The organism is Paenalcaligenes sp. DL 309 (genome assembly GCF_057475285.1).
The window spans coordinates 22,860-38,539 of sequence record NZ_JBYBKW010000011.1 but is presented as its reverse complement, the minus strand read 5'-3'; the positions used below and the strand labels follow the sequence as shown (position 1 = coordinate 38,539).

General features: G+C 47.7%; 19 protein-coding genes. 1 reads left to right on the top strand and 18 read right to left on the bottom strand.

The window, feature by feature from the left end:
* From AC2UZJ_RS11455 to AC2UZJ_RS11430, 6 genes are all read right to left on the bottom strand, one after another.
* On the bottom strand, nt 1-1,323 hold a 1,323-nt coding region (locus AC2UZJ_RS11455), incomplete at its 3' end, for a retention module-containing protein (RefSeq protein ID WP_486950289.1).
* A 136-nt stretch (nt 1,324-1,459) separates the two neighbouring features.
* Nucleotides 1,460-2,095 carry a response regulator transcription factor gene (locus AC2UZJ_RS11450; RefSeq protein WP_486950288.1) on the bottom strand — a complete coding sequence of 212 codons (636 nt, stop codon included), beginning with the start codon at nt 2,093-2,095 and terminating at the stop codon, nt 1,460-1,462.
* A gap of 12 nt (nt 2,096-2,107) precedes the next feature.
* Nucleotides 2,108-3,394: an HlyD family type I secretion periplasmic adaptor subunit gene (locus AC2UZJ_RS11445; protein WP_486950287.1), complete on the bottom strand. Its 1,287-nt coding sequence runs from the start codon at nt 3,392-3,394 to the stop codon at nt 2,108-2,110.
* A 4-nt stretch (nt 3,395-3,398) separates the two neighbouring features.
* Entirely contained in the window at nt 3,399-5,573 is a 2,175-nt protein-coding gene (locus tag AC2UZJ_RS11440) for a type I secretion system permease/ATPase (RefSeq protein WP_486950286.1), read from the bottom strand.
* A gap of 1 nt (nt 5,574) precedes the next feature.
* On the bottom strand, nt 5,575-5,808 hold the full coding sequence (locus AC2UZJ_RS11435; RefSeq protein ID WP_486950285.1) for a hypothetical protein: 234 nt from the start codon (nt 5,806-5,808) through the stop codon (nt 5,575-5,577).
* Nucleotides 5,809-5,828: 20 nt separating this feature from the next.
* Entirely contained in the window at nt 5,829-7,283 is a 1,455-nt protein-coding gene (locus AC2UZJ_RS11430; RefSeq protein WP_486950284.1) for a TolC family outer membrane protein, read from the bottom strand.
* Between the two features lie 323 nt (nt 7,284-7,606).
* On the opposite strand from AC2UZJ_RS11430, the gene AC2UZJ_RS11425 reads away from it, so the two are divergent.
* Nucleotides 7,607-9,046 carry an NAD-dependent succinate-semialdehyde dehydrogenase gene (locus AC2UZJ_RS11425; protein ID WP_486950283.1) on the top strand — a complete coding sequence of 480 codons (1,440 nt, stop codon included), beginning with the start codon at nt 7,607-7,609 and terminating at the stop codon, nt 9,044-9,046.
* 94 nt (nt 9,047-9,140) lie between these two features.
* Here the strand turns inward: AC2UZJ_RS11425 and rpsQ are convergent, their stop codons facing one another.
* The 12 genes from rpsQ to tuf form a co-directional block, all read right to left on the bottom strand.
* Nucleotides 9,141-9,425, bottom strand: coding sequence for a 30S ribosomal protein S17 (gene rpsQ / locus AC2UZJ_RS11420; protein WP_486950282.1), 285 nt, complete (start codon nt 9,423-9,425; stop codon nt 9,141-9,143).
* A 1-nt stretch (nt 9,426) separates the two neighbouring features.
* Nucleotides 9,427-9,618: a 50S ribosomal protein L29 gene (rpmC, locus tag AC2UZJ_RS11415; protein ID WP_486950281.1), complete on the bottom strand. Its 192-nt coding sequence runs from the start codon at nt 9,616-9,618 to the stop codon at nt 9,427-9,429.
* A gap of 9 nt (nt 9,619-9,627) precedes the next feature.
* Nucleotides 9,628-10,044, bottom strand: coding sequence for a 50S ribosomal protein L16 (gene rplP, locus AC2UZJ_RS11410; RefSeq protein ID WP_486950280.1), 417 nt, complete (start codon nt 10,042-10,044; stop codon nt 9,628-9,630).
* 2 nt (nt 10,045-10,046) lie between these two features.
* The gene (gene rpsC / locus AC2UZJ_RS11405; RefSeq protein ID WP_486950279.1) at nt 10,047-10,817 is read right to left on the bottom strand and encodes a 30S ribosomal protein S3; all 771 of its coding nucleotides are present in this window, start codon (nt 10,815-10,817) and stop codon (nt 10,047-10,049) included.
* A 9-nt stretch (nt 10,818-10,826) separates the two neighbouring features.
* Nucleotides 10,827-11,156: a 50S ribosomal protein L22 gene (gene rplV, locus AC2UZJ_RS11400; protein ID WP_486950278.1), complete on the bottom strand. Its 330-nt coding sequence runs from the start codon at nt 11,154-11,156 to the stop codon at nt 10,827-10,829.
* 3 nt (nt 11,157-11,159) lie between these two features.
* Nucleotides 11,160-11,435, bottom strand: a complete 276-nt coding sequence (gene rpsS / locus AC2UZJ_RS11395) for a 30S ribosomal protein S19 (RefSeq protein WP_486950277.1) — start codon at nt 11,433-11,435, stop codon at nt 11,160-11,162.
* An 11-nt stretch (nt 11,436-11,446) separates the two neighbouring features.
* On the bottom strand, nt 11,447-12,274 hold the full coding sequence (gene rplB, locus AC2UZJ_RS11390; protein ID WP_486950276.1) for a 50S ribosomal protein L2: 828 nt from the start codon (nt 12,272-12,274) through the stop codon (nt 11,447-11,449).
* Nucleotide 12,275: 1 nt separating this feature from the next.
* Nucleotides 12,276-12,572, bottom strand: coding sequence for a 50S ribosomal protein L23 (gene rplW / locus AC2UZJ_RS11385; RefSeq protein ID WP_486950275.1), 297 nt, complete (start codon nt 12,570-12,572; stop codon nt 12,276-12,278).
* Nucleotides 12,569-13,186, bottom strand: a complete 618-nt coding sequence (gene rplD / locus AC2UZJ_RS11380; protein ID WP_486950274.1) for a 50S ribosomal protein L4 — start codon at nt 13,184-13,186, stop codon at nt 12,569-12,571. Before rplD ends, rplW begins: the two co-directional genes overlap by 4 nt.
* 2 nt (nt 13,187-13,188) lie before the next feature.
* Entirely contained in the window at nt 13,189-13,863 is a 675-nt protein-coding gene (rplC, locus tag AC2UZJ_RS11375) for a 50S ribosomal protein L3 (RefSeq protein ID WP_486950273.1), read from the bottom strand.
* A 217-nt stretch (nt 13,864-14,080) separates the two neighbouring features.
* A complete protein-coding gene (gene rpsJ / locus AC2UZJ_RS11370) occupies nt 14,081-14,392 on the bottom strand; it encodes a 30S ribosomal protein S10 (RefSeq protein WP_486950272.1) in 312 nt (103 codons plus the stop codon).
* 91 nt (nt 14,393-14,483) lie between these two features.
* Nucleotides 14,484-15,674, bottom strand: coding sequence for an elongation factor Tu (gene tuf, locus AC2UZJ_RS11365; protein ID WP_486950271.1), 1,191 nt, complete (start codon nt 15,672-15,674; stop codon nt 14,484-14,486).
* Between the last annotated feature and the right edge of the window lie 6 nt (nt 15,675-15,680).

Sequence of the window (15,680 nt, the reverse complement as noted above, 5' to 3'; positions counted from 1 at the left end):
GGTGATGGTAAGCGTTGGGGCCAGCACATCGGCCGTCCAAGCTTGACTCGCACCGGTCCCGGCGTTACCCGCCACGTCGGTGTAGCTGTTATCAGCCACCGTGATGCTCGGCACCGTATCCGTTGCATCTTTGGTGAACGTCGCCGTCCACGTGGTGTCATCCACTTTCGTGAAGCCACTTAACGAACCACCTGCGGTCACCACACTAGTCCCAACAAATCCCTCTACCGCTTCGCTAAAGCTAAAGGTCACACCCGCGGTTTCACCCACGGCCAACACACTGGTGTTGTCTGTGGTGATCTCAAGCGTTGGGGCCAGCGTATCAAACGCGCCTTGTGCCGAACCGCCTAATCCTAGGTTGCCAGCCGTATCGGTGTACGAACCAGCGGGCACGTCAACCGTGACTTGACCATCAAAACCCACATCCACGGTAAGATCCGCTGTATAGGTGTTGCCGCTCCGAGTGAGATTGCTCAAACTGGCGTTAGCCACTATCACGTCGCCCAAGCCAAAACCTTGCACCGCTTCGCTGAACTCAAAACTCACCGTACCATCGTCACTGATCGTAACAGTGACCTCTGGAGGAGTAGTATCTACCACCGGAGGCGTAGGAACCTCAACTTCATCACTTGGTACTTCCGGCTCCGGATCAACAGGAACCTCAGGCTCCACCGGCACTTCCGGCTCAGGATCAACAGGAACCTCAGGCTCTACCGGTACCTCAGGCTCAGGAATAATCTCATCTTCTGGAACTACAGGCTGACCTGGCTCTTGAGCAACAATATCATCAGCATCAACAACACCTGCTGCTGCTGCGGCTGCTGCCGTTCCACCCAAAATTTGCGTCTCTGGTGTATCAACGGTAGGGCTAGGATAAGCAAGCGCTAGAGGGCTGGTGGGCTCTACTATAGACATCAGACGAGTAAAGCTACTACCACCCGCACCATCGCCACCACCCGCGTTACCGCCAGCCACCGCTGCAGTCGCATCAAGCACCTCAAATGGATCAACACCCTCTTCGAGAGCTGCTATAACTTGGGCTACTTCAGGATCAAGATTAGCTAAAGTCTGGGGATTGGCTACACTCGCGCCCCAGGCATCTACATCAGTGGCAAACACATCAGAAGAAAGTACAAACTCGCGGTTTTCACCAATGGTTAAAGCAGGCATACCGTCAGCAGCGAGCACAACGCTAGCGCCATTTTCAGTAATAATTTCTGCATTTTCGGGGACGCGCATGCCTTGCTGGATCTGGGTTCTGCTGCCATCTGCATTTACTACCCAAGCCGTACCAACCACTTCATTAACTAAGACTGTAGCCATTTTTTATTCCTGATGTATTTTGTAAATATTTCTTTGATGTTATGAATTGTAATAAAACCATATAAAAAAACTATTGGCCGCGCGGCCAATAGTTCTCTTCACATTTATTAACAATCAGTTACTCAAGCGGGAAAAATTAACCGACGCCATGCACTTTTAATGCCAACATTAACCGATCTGCCACACCGAGCTTCTCAAAAACGGCACTTAAGTGGGCACGTACGGTGCGCTCGGAAATGGTTAAGTCCTCAGCAATTAAAGCATTGGAATGCCCTAAGGCGGCACGCTGCGCTACTTCAATTTCTCTAGGCGTTAAGCCCTGCTGCCAAGCGGTAGCAGGAGTAGGCGCAGCCTCAGACAGTTTCGCAGACACTTGGCTTAACAGACGGCTTAACAAACTTTGCCCTACCCAGATATTACCGCCATGCACTTGCTGCAGCATGGTATCAATCACCGTAGCAGGACTATAGGCATGAAAATACGCCTTCGCCCCCGCCACAATCATTTTTTGGCCTTCAGGGTCTGAGGGATTCAAACTACCCACTAATACCGTAGTCGCAGGGTTGGCAAAGAGCTGTTGCCACTGCGCATCGGCCAAATCCACCAAGGCCGCATCTACCATCACCAAACCACCACTATGAGCGGCTAGCCATTGCTGTGCTTGCGACAAGGTTTGCGCTTGCTCTAATTTATAGGCTGCATTATCTATACCTAGCCACTGCTCACGCAATACCGCATCGGCACTTAATAATAAAACGAATATGTTTTGCATAACTATTCCTAATTAACGCTCAGTAAAAGCGTTTTCACGCGCTCGCAGTATAGGTTTTAATAAGTACTGCAACACCGTGCGCTTGCCTGTTAAGATATGAACATCAGCAACCATGCCAGGTAAAACAGGACGGTTATCATCGCCTACAAACGCATCCTCAGTACGCACCTTCGCCACATAAAAGGAATTGCCTTTCTCATCGGTAATGGTGTCAGCACTCAGCTGCTCCAGCACCCCTTCTAAACCGCCATATACCGCAAAATCATAAGCGGTGAATTTCACATTGGCGGTTTGGCCAGGGTGTAAAAAACCAATATCACGCGGATTAATACGTACCTCTAAGAGCAAGGTGTCATCGGTGGGCACAATCTCTAAAATGTCTTTGCCCGGCTGCACCACGCCCCCCACGGTATTTGAAAACAACGATTTCACCGTGCCACGTACTGGTGAGCGTATTTCTGCTAAGCGCACACGGTCCTCTAAGGCTCGCTCACTTTCTTTAAGCGTAGATAACTTGGCACGCACATCAGACAACTCCGTACGCGCTTCATTTCTAAATTTAATTTCTGTTTCTTCTAAACGCTCCTCAGCCTCTTGAATAGAAGACTGAATACGATCAATTTGGGCATTAGCGGCTTTTTGCTCACCACAATATCGCGCCACATCGCGCTGTAAGCGTAGAATATCCACCTCAGACACCGCACCGCTTTTAAGTAACGGACGAGTCATGTTGAGCTCTTGAGAAGTCAGCCCACAGCTGGACGCGGCCTGATCACGATTGGCACGGGTTTCACGCAACTCTTGGCGGCGCTGATTAATCTGCTCTTGGGCTACCACTAAATTACTGCGTAGCTCATTACTTCTGGCTTCCCACACTCGCCTTTCCATTTCCGCCAGCTCTGGTGCTTTTAACGTCACTTCTTCTGGCATATTTAGCGGTGTACCCGTCGCAATCGCTTCTAAACGGGCAGCTTTAGCGGTTAAAGACAAGGTTTCAGCCTGACTTTCACCTAAAGAAGAGCTGTAACGTGTGGGATCTATGCGTAACAACACATCGCCCTCTTCTACGAACTCGCCGGGGCGCACCAGAATCTGTTCCACCACACCACCGTCTAAGCTTTGCACCACCTGTATTTGGCTAGAAGGCACTACCTTGCCCTCACCACGTACCACTTCATCTATCCAAGCAAAATACGCCCAGGTCACTAAAGCAATAAACACCAACAAGGAAAGCCAAATTAAAATGGCTGAGCCGCGGTTTTTTTGGTTATAAATAAGATGATCAATATTTTTAGCCATGTAATTAGCGCCCCCACTGCTCAATACGGCCTTCACGCAAGGCGGTAATGACTTGCTCTTTGGGGCCATCGGCCACGATTTTGCCGTTATCCACCACCATCAGTCTATCGACTAACTCCAGCAGGGCCATGCGGTGGGTGATTAATACCACGGTACGCGGCGCACAGATAGGCTTCAAGTGCTTACGTAACTGCACTTCACTTTGGTTATCCATATTACTGCTGGGTTCATCCAGTAACAGCACGGAAGGATTACCCAATAAGGAACGGGCAACGGCGATGGCTTGGCGCTGCCCGCCAGATAAAGACTCCCCTCTTTCACTGATCAACATGCTGTAACCATCGGGGTGCTTAGAAGCAAAGCGATCTACGCCTGTCATTTTTGCCACTTCCAGCATTTGCTCATCAGTAGCAAAAGGCGCGCCCATGGTGAGGTTGTATTTTAAGGTGCCATAAAACAGCACGGGGTCTTGCGATACATACCCCATAGAACGGCGTAAATCGGCCGGATCTATTTGCTGGCTGTCTACATCGTCCACCAAAATAGTGCCACTGGTGGGTTGATACAAACCCAGTATGAGCTTAGCTAAGGTGGTTTTACCGGAGCCAATGCGGCCGATAATCCCCACCTTTTCCCCTTCTTTGAGGGTGAAATTAATATTATTTAATATGTTGTGATCCGTGTTGGGATACGCAAAGCTCACATTTCTAAACTCTACCTTGCCACGCAAAACAGGGCGCGGTAAGTATTGGCGCTCAGTGTTGTGCTCTACGGGCAACTTCATGTAATTATCTATAGAAGCTAAGGAATTTCGCGCATTATGAAACTGCATCATCAGCCCGGCTAAGGGGCCTAGCGGCGCTAAACTGCGGCCCGCAATCATAGAAGAGGCAATGATGCCCCCCATAGACAACATGGCCTCTTGCACCAAAAAGGCCCCAATAATCACCACACTCACCGTAACGATTTGCTGCACCGTTTGCACAAAACTCACGGTGGCTGAGGTGGTGGATTTAATCTTAGCGTTTAACAGTGCGATTTGTTCTGTGGCTTGCTCCCACTGGCGCTGCGCCATGCCTTGGGAGTTCAACACCTTAATGGTTTCTAAGCCAGCTAAAGATTCTACTAATACCGCATTACGCTGTGAGCTGGCTTGGAAGGTTTCCTTACTCAGATTTTCTAAACGCCGCTGCGCAAACAAAGACACCACCACAATAATCACCATGGCGACTAAAGGCGGAATCATCATATACGGTGAAATCCAACCCAGCACCGCCACAAACAAAAACATAAAGGGTAAATCTACCAAGGTGGTGAGACTGGCCGACGCGATAAAGTCGCGTACCGATTCAAAAGAGCGCAGATTGGCCGCAAAAGCGCCCACCGATGCCGGACGACCTTCCATCTTTAAGCCCAGCACCTGCTCCATAATTTGCGATGAAAGACGTATATCGATTTTACTACTGGCCTTATCTACCACTCTGGCTCTAGTGGTGGTGAGTATCCAATTAAATAACAGGGCCATCACCACACCAATGACTAACACCCAAAGGGTATCAATGGCTTTATTAGGTACCACGCGGTCATAAACGTTCATGGTGAATAAAGGCATCACCAAAGCGAGCACATTAATTAAAAACGCCGCCGCTAAGGCATCGCGGTATAAGCGCCAATTATCAAATACCACCGCCCAAAACCAGTTTTTACTACGACCTTGGGTTTGCCCTTCTTTGGAGCGATGTTCAACCTGATAATGCGGCTGCACAAAGGCCATCACACCGGCATAAATTGCTTCCAGTTTGGCAAACTCTACCTTTACTGGCACGGGTGACTCCGGGTAGTGCACGGTGGCCATGGTCACACCCTCTATGACTTCTATATCTATGAGTACACAGTGCCTATCTTCTTGTAAAAAAAGAATAGCCGGGAGGATTTCAGTGGGCAGGTTTTTTAACGAACGCCGTACTAGCTTGGAAGTGCAATGCCCACGCGCTGCTGCACGGCTTAATAAATCGGCACTTAAACGATGATTTTTAAGGGGTAAACCAGCAATCAGATGCTGCGCTGAACTGGGGTTGCCTTGTAAGCGTGTCACTTCTACTAAACACGCTAATAATGAATCATCATGGGTGGCATGATGCGGCACATTATCATTAAAAGAGGTAGCTGCTGTGACCATATTAAATTATTGAATCCTCATCATCATTAATTAAATTTAATGAATTATGTAGCTTCTTTCGTACCTGCTTTCTTGCTGATAACTTCTCTAACGCTTTGGGTGGAAGATCGGTCATGCGAATGGTGCCATTATTTATTAGAACATCAATCAAATCTTCTAAAACGCGAATTAAATCGCTATCTGAAGACGAAAGCTGTTTTTTTATATTCAACTTTTCAGGCTTTTTCTCATCCATCTTCCACCTCGTTTTACGGGTTATTTATAAGAGACAACAGGAGGTGTTAGGTTTTCACCATAACTGACCTCTACAGGCTTTAAGTTTGATGTATTAGGCACTGGCTTAGAGCACATTTCAATGGTTTCATCTGATAAATCCAGAGCTTTAATTTCATCCGGCACCTCATTGCTATAAGGAGCTGCTAAACCAAGGGCTGGTAATACTCTATGAGAGAAGGTTAACCAACGCAACTCAGCTTGTTGCAAATCGTAACGTGCATTAGCTAAAGCTCTGCGCGCATCAAATAGCTCATTTTCTGTATCCAAAACGTCTAATAATGAACGCTCACCAATTTGGAATTGCTGCATATAGGCCACACGCACACGAGAAGTGGCGAGCTCGTGCTTTTCTAAGAAAGGAATTTGGGCACGAATACGTTCAATGTTATTCCAAGCAATATTTAACTCTTGCTGCATATTACGGCAGGTGTAATCGCGTACATCACGGGCGGCGTACTCTTGGGCAGCGGTTTGACGAATACGTGCTGAGTCTGCACCACCACGATATAAGTTAAAAGAAGCCACTAGTTCTACTCTAGAAGCTTGGGCATCACGGTAGTCTGGATTATTGGGGTTAGGATTTTTATCACGCCCGGTTGCCGCCTTGAATTCCACTGTGGGTGATAAACGGCCACGAGCTACATCTCTGCCTGACTTTGCCGCTTGTGTTAGGGCTTGCTTAGAGAGCAGGCTGGGGTTTTGTCTGAGTGAATCATTGAAGTTTAGGCTGTCTTGCGGTAGATCTGCTGCCACACTGGGTGCAGGCAACAAAGTCGTGGCAGGTATGCCCACAATACGCTGATAACGCTGTAATACATCATTCAAATTACCAGACTCTGTCATGAGATTACTTTGTGCTAAAGCTTCACGACCATAAGCTTGCTCTAAATCTACCCCACGGCCAATGCCTGAGCGTTGACGCTCTTCAATTTGGCGCAATGTACTCACGTGCATTTGATAGTTTTCTTCAGCCAGCTCTTGCATCTCTTTGTAACGAAGTACATCTATATGCGCCAAAGCGGCTTCTAAGGCCACGTTATCTACGGTTGCCAAGAGCTCGTAATAACCTGAGAGTTTTTCAAAGCCCAGTTGTTTAACTTGATTTAGGCTACTGAAACCATCAAATAATAATTGGCGTAACTCTACGGTGTAGCCTCGTCTAGTCCAATCAGACGAAGAACGATCACCTGCGCTGCCTTCCCACTCACGGCCTACTCTACCAGTGGCATTTATCTCAGGTAGCAACGCACCTCTAGCCACATTTTTACCTTCTAAACTGGATTGGAAATCTTGAAACTGCGCCCCAATCTCTGGGTTGGAAAGTACTGCTTTTTCTACGCTTTGCTCTAAAGAGGTGGCTTCAAAGGCTAAGCCCAAAGAACTATAAGCTAAAGCACACACCCAAACGCTCATCTTGATTTTATTAATATTCATTGCTTCCTCTATGTTGATTTTCACCCAACACACTTTCACGAAAAAAGCCGTTTTCTTTACAATTAAAGAAACGGCAATAATGATTAATTAAACTTGAATTGAAACCCGGCTATAGTTAACAACATAGTGGGTAAAGAACTCATTGAATGGCAAGGCGGAGCCACAGGTTTCTGGCCTGTCGTTCTTAAAGCATAACCTTACGTCTTGTATATATATATTATATTTGATGACATTTATTATAACCATATAGGCCAAGTAAAAATAAAACAATGTTAACTTAGTAGTAATTGTGGGAAATTAACAAAAAAGAGGAATAGTCCGTCATGTCTAAACATCATTATGAAACCTTAGCCTTATATATTAATGGTGAGTTCATTCACTCAGCATCGCATCACACTGAGGATGTGATTAACCCTTCCACCTTAGACGTTCTAGGCAAACTACCGCACGCCACCCAGGCTGATTTAGATTTAGCGCTTAATAGTGCACAAAAAGCGTTCGAAACGTGGCGTCACAGCTCTCCTATGGAACGCAGTGAAATTCTGCGTAAAGTGGGGCAACTGAGCCGTGAGCAGGCTGAAAATATAGGGAGAAACATCACCCTAGATCAAGGCAAGCCCTTGGAAGAAGCCGTAGCGGAAGTAATGAGTTGTGCGGATAATGCCGATTGGCATGCGGAAGAATGCCGTCGTATTTATGGTCGTGTGATTCCACCCCGTCGGCCGGAAGTACGCCAAATGGTGGTGCGCGAGCCCATTGGTGTGTGTGCGGCTTTTACCCCTTGGAATTTCCCTTATAACCAAGCCATACGTAAAATATGTGCTGCAGTGGGGGCAGGTTGTACCATTATTATCAAAGGCCCTGAAGATGCTCCTAGCGCGGTGATGGCCATTGCCCGATTATTTCATGAAGCGGGTTTACCTAAGGGTGTACTCAATGTGGTGTGGGGTAAGCCAGCCGAGATTTCTGATTATTTAATACGCTCACCCATAGTGCGTAAAGTGTCTTTTACCGGCTCGGTGCCGGTAGGCAAGCAGCTGGCGGCTTTAGCCGGCGCACACATGAAACCCATCACTATGGAGCTAGGAGGTCATGCGCCCGTTTTAGTTTTCCCTGATGTGGATATCAAACGTGTGGCCAAGCAGTTGGCCCATTTTAAAGTGCGTAACGCCGGCCAAGTGTGTATTTCCCCCACGCGTTTTTATATACACGATGCTATTTACAATGATTTCCGTGATGAATTCATTAATATATTATCGAGTTTTACGGTAGGTGATGGCCTAGATCCAGACACCGATATGGGCCCTTTGGCCCATGAGCGCCGCTTGGCCACTATGGATGAGTTTGTGCAAAATGCGCTGCAGCATAAAGGGCAAATCGCCCTCGGCGGTAAGCGTTTGGATAAAGAAGGCTATTTCTATGGCCCTACTGTGATTACCGATGTGACGGATGATTCCTTAGTAATGACCGAAGAGCCCTTTGGCCCCATTGCACCCTTAACACGTTTCAATGACACCACAGATGTATTGCGACGGGCTAATTCTTTGCCCTTCGGTTTAGCTTCTTACGCCTTTACTAATAACTTACAAACCGCCCACACCGTATCCAATGAACTACAAGCTGGTATGGTGTGCATCAACCATTTCGGCATGGCCCTGCCAGAAACCCCTTTCGGTGGTATCAAAAACAGCGGCATTGGTAGTGAGGGTGGCACTGAAACCTTTGATGGGTATTTGGTCACCAAATTTATTACGCAACGGTGATACCAAAACAAAAACCCCAGCCATATAAATATATATGCTGGGGTTTTGTTTTAGGTCCCGTAGACCTAAATCGCATTTATTTAATTAATACGAATTAAATAACGCGTGCAGGTGTAAGCAAACGCTCAACCGTCCAAGACTTGTGACGGCTCAAAGGACGGCACTCAGCGATTTCAACTAAATCGCCTTCATTGTATTGGTTAGTTTCATCGTGTGCTTGATACTTACGTGAACGTACGATGATCTTGCCATATAAAGGATGCTTAACGCGGCGTTCTACACGAACAACCACGGTTTTATCCATTTTATTGCTGACCACAATACCTTGTAATAAGCGCTGGCGCTTTTCTGCAACGGGTGTAGTTTGAGTTTCGCTCATATTACTTTCCTGCTTTCTCAGCCATTATGGTACGCACGCGAGCAATGTCACGACGCACTTTAGGTAGCTGGCTAGTGTTGGAAAGCTGTTGAGTGGCTTTTTGCATACGCAAATTAAATTGCGCCTTCAACAGACTTTCAAGCTCAGTTTGGAGCTCGGCGGTTTCTTTAGAACGGAGTTCGCTGGTTTTCATGAGATCTCCTTAAGCACCAAGGTTTCTTACCACAAACGTGGTAGAAAATGGGAGCTTGGCAGCGGCTAGACGGAATGCTTCACGCGCGAGTTCTTCGCTCACGCCTTCCATTTCGTACAGCATTTTGCCGGGTTGAATTTCAGCGACCCAGTACTCCGGATTACCTTTACCACTACCCATACGTACTTCAGCAGGTTTCTGTGAAATAGGTTTGTCAGGGAAAACACGAATCCAGATGCGGCCACCACGTTTAATGTGACGGTTAATAGCACGACGTGCCGCTTCAATTTGACGAGCGGTGATGCGACCACGACCTGTGGCCTTCAAACCAAACTCACCAAAAGATACCTGGGTACCACGAGTGGCTAAACCAGTATTGCGACCTTTATGCTCTTTACGATATTTTCTACGAGAAGGTTGTAACATAATTATTCTCCTTCTGGTGCCGGCGCAGCGCCACGACGAGGACCACGTCCACGACCGCCTGGACGACGACCTTCTGGGCGTTCGCCACGAGGACGACGCTGACGACGCTCATCGGGTGCAGCTGTTTCTTGAGGTAGATCGCCATTAGGCTGTAGATCACCTTTATAGACCCAGACTTTAATACCGATAATACCGTAAGTGGTATGCGCTTCTGCGGTAGCATAATCAATATGCGCACGCAAGGTGTGTAGAGGCACACGGCCTTCGCGATACCATTCGGTACGAGCAATTTCAATACCATTCAAACGACCAGCACTAGCAATTCTAATGCCTTGAGCACCTAGACGCATGGCGTTCTGCATGGCGCGCTTCATGGCGCGGCGGAACATAATACGCTTTTCTAGCTGCTGAGCAATAGAGTCAGCTACTAGCTGAGCATCTGTTTCAGGTCTGCGAATTTCTTCAATGTTAACGTGTACAGGTACACCCATTAAACGCTGGAGATCGACTTTTAATTTTTCAATGTCTTCTCCACGCTTACCGATCACAACGCCTGGACGGGCGGAGTAAATAGTAATACGGGCGTTTTTGGATGGACGCTCAATAACTACACGGCTTACAGAGGCATTTTTCAGCTTCTTTTTCAGGTATTCGCGCACGCGGATATCATCGGCTAGTATAGCGCTAAAATCATTATGATTAGCATACCAGCGAGAGCTCCAGTTACGGTTTACCGCGAGGCGGAACCCAATTGGGTTAACTTTTTGTCCCATTGTGACTCCTTAAGCGCCGACCTTAACCACAATGTGGCAGGTTTGCTTTTCGATGCGGTTACCGCGGCCTTTGGCCCGTGCGGAAAAACGTTTCAAAGATTGCCCTTTGTCTACAAAGATTGTAGTTACGCGCAATTCATCGATATCGGCACCATCGTTATGTTCAGCATTAGCAATAGCGGATTCAAGCGCTTTTTTGATAATACCGGCGGCTTTTTTGGGAGTGAACGTGAGCGTGTTTAGCGCTTGCTCTACAGACTGGCCGCGAATCATATCGGCGACCAAGCGTGCTTTTTGAGCAGAAATACGTACTCCACGAATAGTTGCTGTGGTTTCCATCGCTTATCTCCGTGACTTCTTGTCCGCAATGTGCCCTTTAAACGTACGGGTCAATGCGAATTCACCGAGCTTATGGCCAACCATATTTTCGTTAATATAAACAGGAATATGTTGACGGCCATTGTGCACGGCAATCGTCAGGCCTATAAACTCAGGCAGGATGGTAGAACGACGCGACCAAGTTTTGATCGGACGTTTATCTTTGCCCTCGACTGCAGCATCAATCTTATTGATTAGATACTCGTCTACAAATGGGCCTTTTTTAATCGAACGTGACATATGTTCGCCCCTTACTTACGCTTGCGACGCGAGACAATCATATTGTCTGTGCGCTTGTTACTACGTGTACGGTAACCTTTAGCAGGTGTACCCCATGGACTAACGGGCTCACGACCTTCACCGGTTTTCCCTTCACCACCACCGTGTGGGTGATCGATCGGGTTCATGGCTACACCACGAACGGTAGGACGTATGCCACGCCAGCGTGTTGCACCGGCTTTACCGATTTGACGCAAGCTGTGATCTTCGTTACTGACAGCGCCAATAGTGGCTCTGCAGTCAATGTGAATACGACGCACTTCGCCGGAACGTAAACGAACCTGAGCGTAAGAACCATCGCGTGCTAGCAATACGGCAGATGTACCCGCTGAACGAGCTAGTTGTGCACCTTTACCAGGCATCATTTCAATACAGTGTATGGTGGCACCGATTGGAATGTTACGAATAGGTAAAGTGTTACCAGCGCGTATAGGCGCATCTTGACCGGATAAGAGCGTAGCACCCACTTGTAGACCACGAGGAGCAATAATGTAACGACGCTCACCGTCTGCATAGCAAAGTAATGCTAAGTGTGCAGTGCGGTTTGGGTCGTACTCTAAACGCTCGACTTTCGCTGGTATACCATCTTTATTACGACGGAAATCAACGATGCGGTAGTGCTGTTTATGACCACCGCCACGATGACGTACGGTGATATGACCGTTGTTATTACGGCCAGAGCTACGCTTTTTCTTTTCTAGTAGTGGAGCATAAGGAGCACCTTTATGGAGCTCAGAGTGCACTACTTTAACCATGCCGCGACGACCAGGCGACGTGGGCTTAACTTTTACGAGTGCCATATTAGTTCATCTCCGTAAAGTCGAGTTCCTGACCGTCTTTAACGCGAACGTAGGCTTTACGTTCGTTACGGCGGCGACCTTCGAAACGACCAAATCGCTTGGCTTTACCGTTTTGGTTTAGTACCTGTACTGACTCGACTTCCACATCAAAGAGCATTTCAACAGCTGCTTTAATTTCGGCTTTGGTGGCAGTAGGTGCTACGCGGAAAGCGATTTGCTGATTTTCTTCTGCTACCATCGTGGCTTTTTCAGTCACGATTGGAGCTAGGATGATTTGGTATAAGCGTTCTGCGTTCATCCCAACATCTCCTCGATTTGAGCGATAGCCGCTTTAGTGATCAACACATTTTTATAGTGGATCAAAGATAAAGGATCGGCATCACGCGGTTCGACCACAGCAACGTGAGGTAAGTTACGCGTAGCGAGGTAGACGTTTTCATCGATGGTATCAGTGATGATTAACACAGATGCTAAATCTAATTCTTTGAGTTTAGTGGCAGCTAATTTTGTTTTAGGTGCATCTAAAGTGAAAGACTCGACCACAGTAATACGGCCTTCACGCGCTAACTGAGAGTAAATGGACTGCAAACCTACGCGGTACATTTTCTTGTTAACTTTGTGGCTATAGTTTTGGTCTGGCGAGTTTGGGAATATACGACCACCGCCACGCCATAAGGGGGAGGAAGCCGCACCAGCACGGGCGCGACCCGTACCTTTTTGACGCCAAGGCTTACGTGTACTGTAGTTAACTTCAGCACGCGTTTTTTGTTTGCTGTTTGCGCTACGAGCATTTGCTTGGTAGGCAACAACAATCTGATGGACTAAGGCTTCATTAAACTCACGACCGAAAACAACATCGGAAGCCGCGATAGTAGAAGCTTGACCCTGATCATTCAGGAGCTTGAGTTCCATGATTAGGCTCCTTTAATGGCGGGACGCACTACAACGTCGCCATTTTTATGGCCGGGGACAGCGCCTCGAACCAATAAAAGACCACGCTCTGCATCTACACGCACAATATCTAGATTCTGAACGGTACGGGTAACATCACCCATGTGACCGGCCATCTTTTTACCCGGAAAAACACGACCTGGATCTTGCGCGTGACCGATAGAACCGGGCGCACGGTGAGAGATCGAGTTACCGTGAGAAGCACGTTGACCAGCAAAGTTGTGACGCTTAATAGTACCGGCAAAACCTTTACCAATAGTGGTACCTGTAACGTCTACTTTTTGGCCAGCTTCGAACACGCTTTCAATAGCAATCACATCACCAGGATTGTGATCAGCAACTTTAGCGGGATCTAGACGGAATTCTTTAAGGATACTACCGGCTTCTACTCCAGCTTTGGCGTAATGACCAACAGCAGGCTTATTAACACGGGAGGCGCGACGAGAGCCATAAGCTAGCTGCACAGCAGCATAGCCATCGACTTCGGGCGTCTTGATTTGGGTGACGCGGTTGTTGGACACGTCCAGTACAGTTACAGGGATGGAATCACCTTCGTCTGTAAAAATACGGGTCATGCCGACTTTGCGCCCAACAAGGCCCAACCGCCATGCGGCAGGCACAGGTGTCGAGTTCGACATCTTATTCTCCATTCCCAACTACGATTGGTTGGGGCTAACTGTTTACGTTTGCAGAACTATTTCTGCATACAAAAACCTTCTTTTTTCATAAACCCAAGTGCTTAAAGCGCGCAAGCTTGCACTAGGCTAAGCTAATTAATATAGCATATAAGCCTAATTTACAGCAAGATAAAAAAAGCCGAGGTTAAAAAACGTCGGCTTTTACTAACAAATCTTATTACTGCAGAGCAATTTCTACATCTACACCAGCAGGCAGATCTAAGCGCATCAACGCATCAACCGTTTTATCTGTTGGGTCTACGATGTCCATAAGACGCTGATGTGTACGAATCTCAAACTGATCACGTGCTGTTTTGTTAACGTGAGGGGAGCTTAAGATGTCATAGCTACGAATGCGTGTAGGCAGAGGTACTGGACCACGAACTACAGCACCGGTGCGCTTAGCCGTATCCACGATCTCGGCTGCGGACTGATCGATGAGTTTGTAATCAAACGCTTTTAAGCGGATGCGAATTTTCTGGTTTTTCATGTGGAATCCTAAAGAACGAAAAGGACAGGGGGAATTCCCCCTGTCGTTATATCACTAACAATAAACAGCTATTAATAATTAATGCTATTTATTATTTAATGATTTTAGCTACCACACCCGCACCCACGGTACGACCCCCCTCGCGAATGGCGAAGCGTAAACCTTCTTCCATGGCGATAGGAGCGATCAAGGAAACGTTCATGGCGACGTTATCACCAGGTAGAACCATTTCTTTGTCTTCAGGTAACTCAATGGTACCGGTTACGTCAGTAGTACGGAAGTAGAACTGAGGACGGTACCCTTTAAAGAAAGGCGTGTGACGACCACCCTCTTCTTTGGACAAGATGTAGACTTCAGCAGCGAAGTCCGTGTGCGGCTTAATGGAACCGGTGGCCGCTAATACCTGACCACGCTCCACGTCTTCACGCTTGGTACCACGTAGTAGTACACCCACGTTATCGCCCGCTTCACCTTGGTCTAGCAACTTACGGAACATCTCAACACCGGTACATGTGGACTTCACGGTGTCACGAATACCTACGATTTCGATCTCTTCACCCACTTTAATGATACCGCGCTCGATACGGCCTGTTACTACCGTACCACGACCGGAAATGGAGAACACGTCTTCCACTGGCATCAAGAATGCACCGTCTACCGCACGCTCGGGTGTAGGAATGTAAGAGTCAAGAGCAGCAGCCAACTCGAGAACAGCAGCGTGACCTAAAGGACCGGTGTCGCCTTCGAGAGCTAGCTTAGCGGAACCCTTAATGATGGGGGTGTCGTCGCCAGGGAAATCGTAGTTGTCTAGCAACTCACGCACTTCCATTTCAACCAACTCGAGCAGCTCTTCGTCATCCACCATATCGGCTTTGTTTAGGAACACAACGATGTACGGCACGCCAACCTGACGGCTTAACAAGATGTGCTCACGTGTCTGAGGCATGGGGCCATCAGCAGCGGAAACAACGAGAATAGCCCCGTCCATCTGCGCCGCACCCGTGATCATGTTTTTCACATAGTCAGCGTGACCAGGACAGTCAACGTGCGCGTAGTGACGCTCAGGGGTTTCGTATTCTACGTGTGAAGTAGAAATAGTGATACCGCGTGCTTTTTCTTCAGGAGCCGCATCAATTTGTGCGTAATCGCGTGCATCGCCACCGTACTCTTTAGCGAGTACTGTACAAATTGCAGCGGTTAATGTGGTTTTACCGTGGTCAACGTGACCAATGGTGCCAACGTTGACGTGCGGTTTGGTCCGTTCAAACTTACCTTTTGCCATGATTTA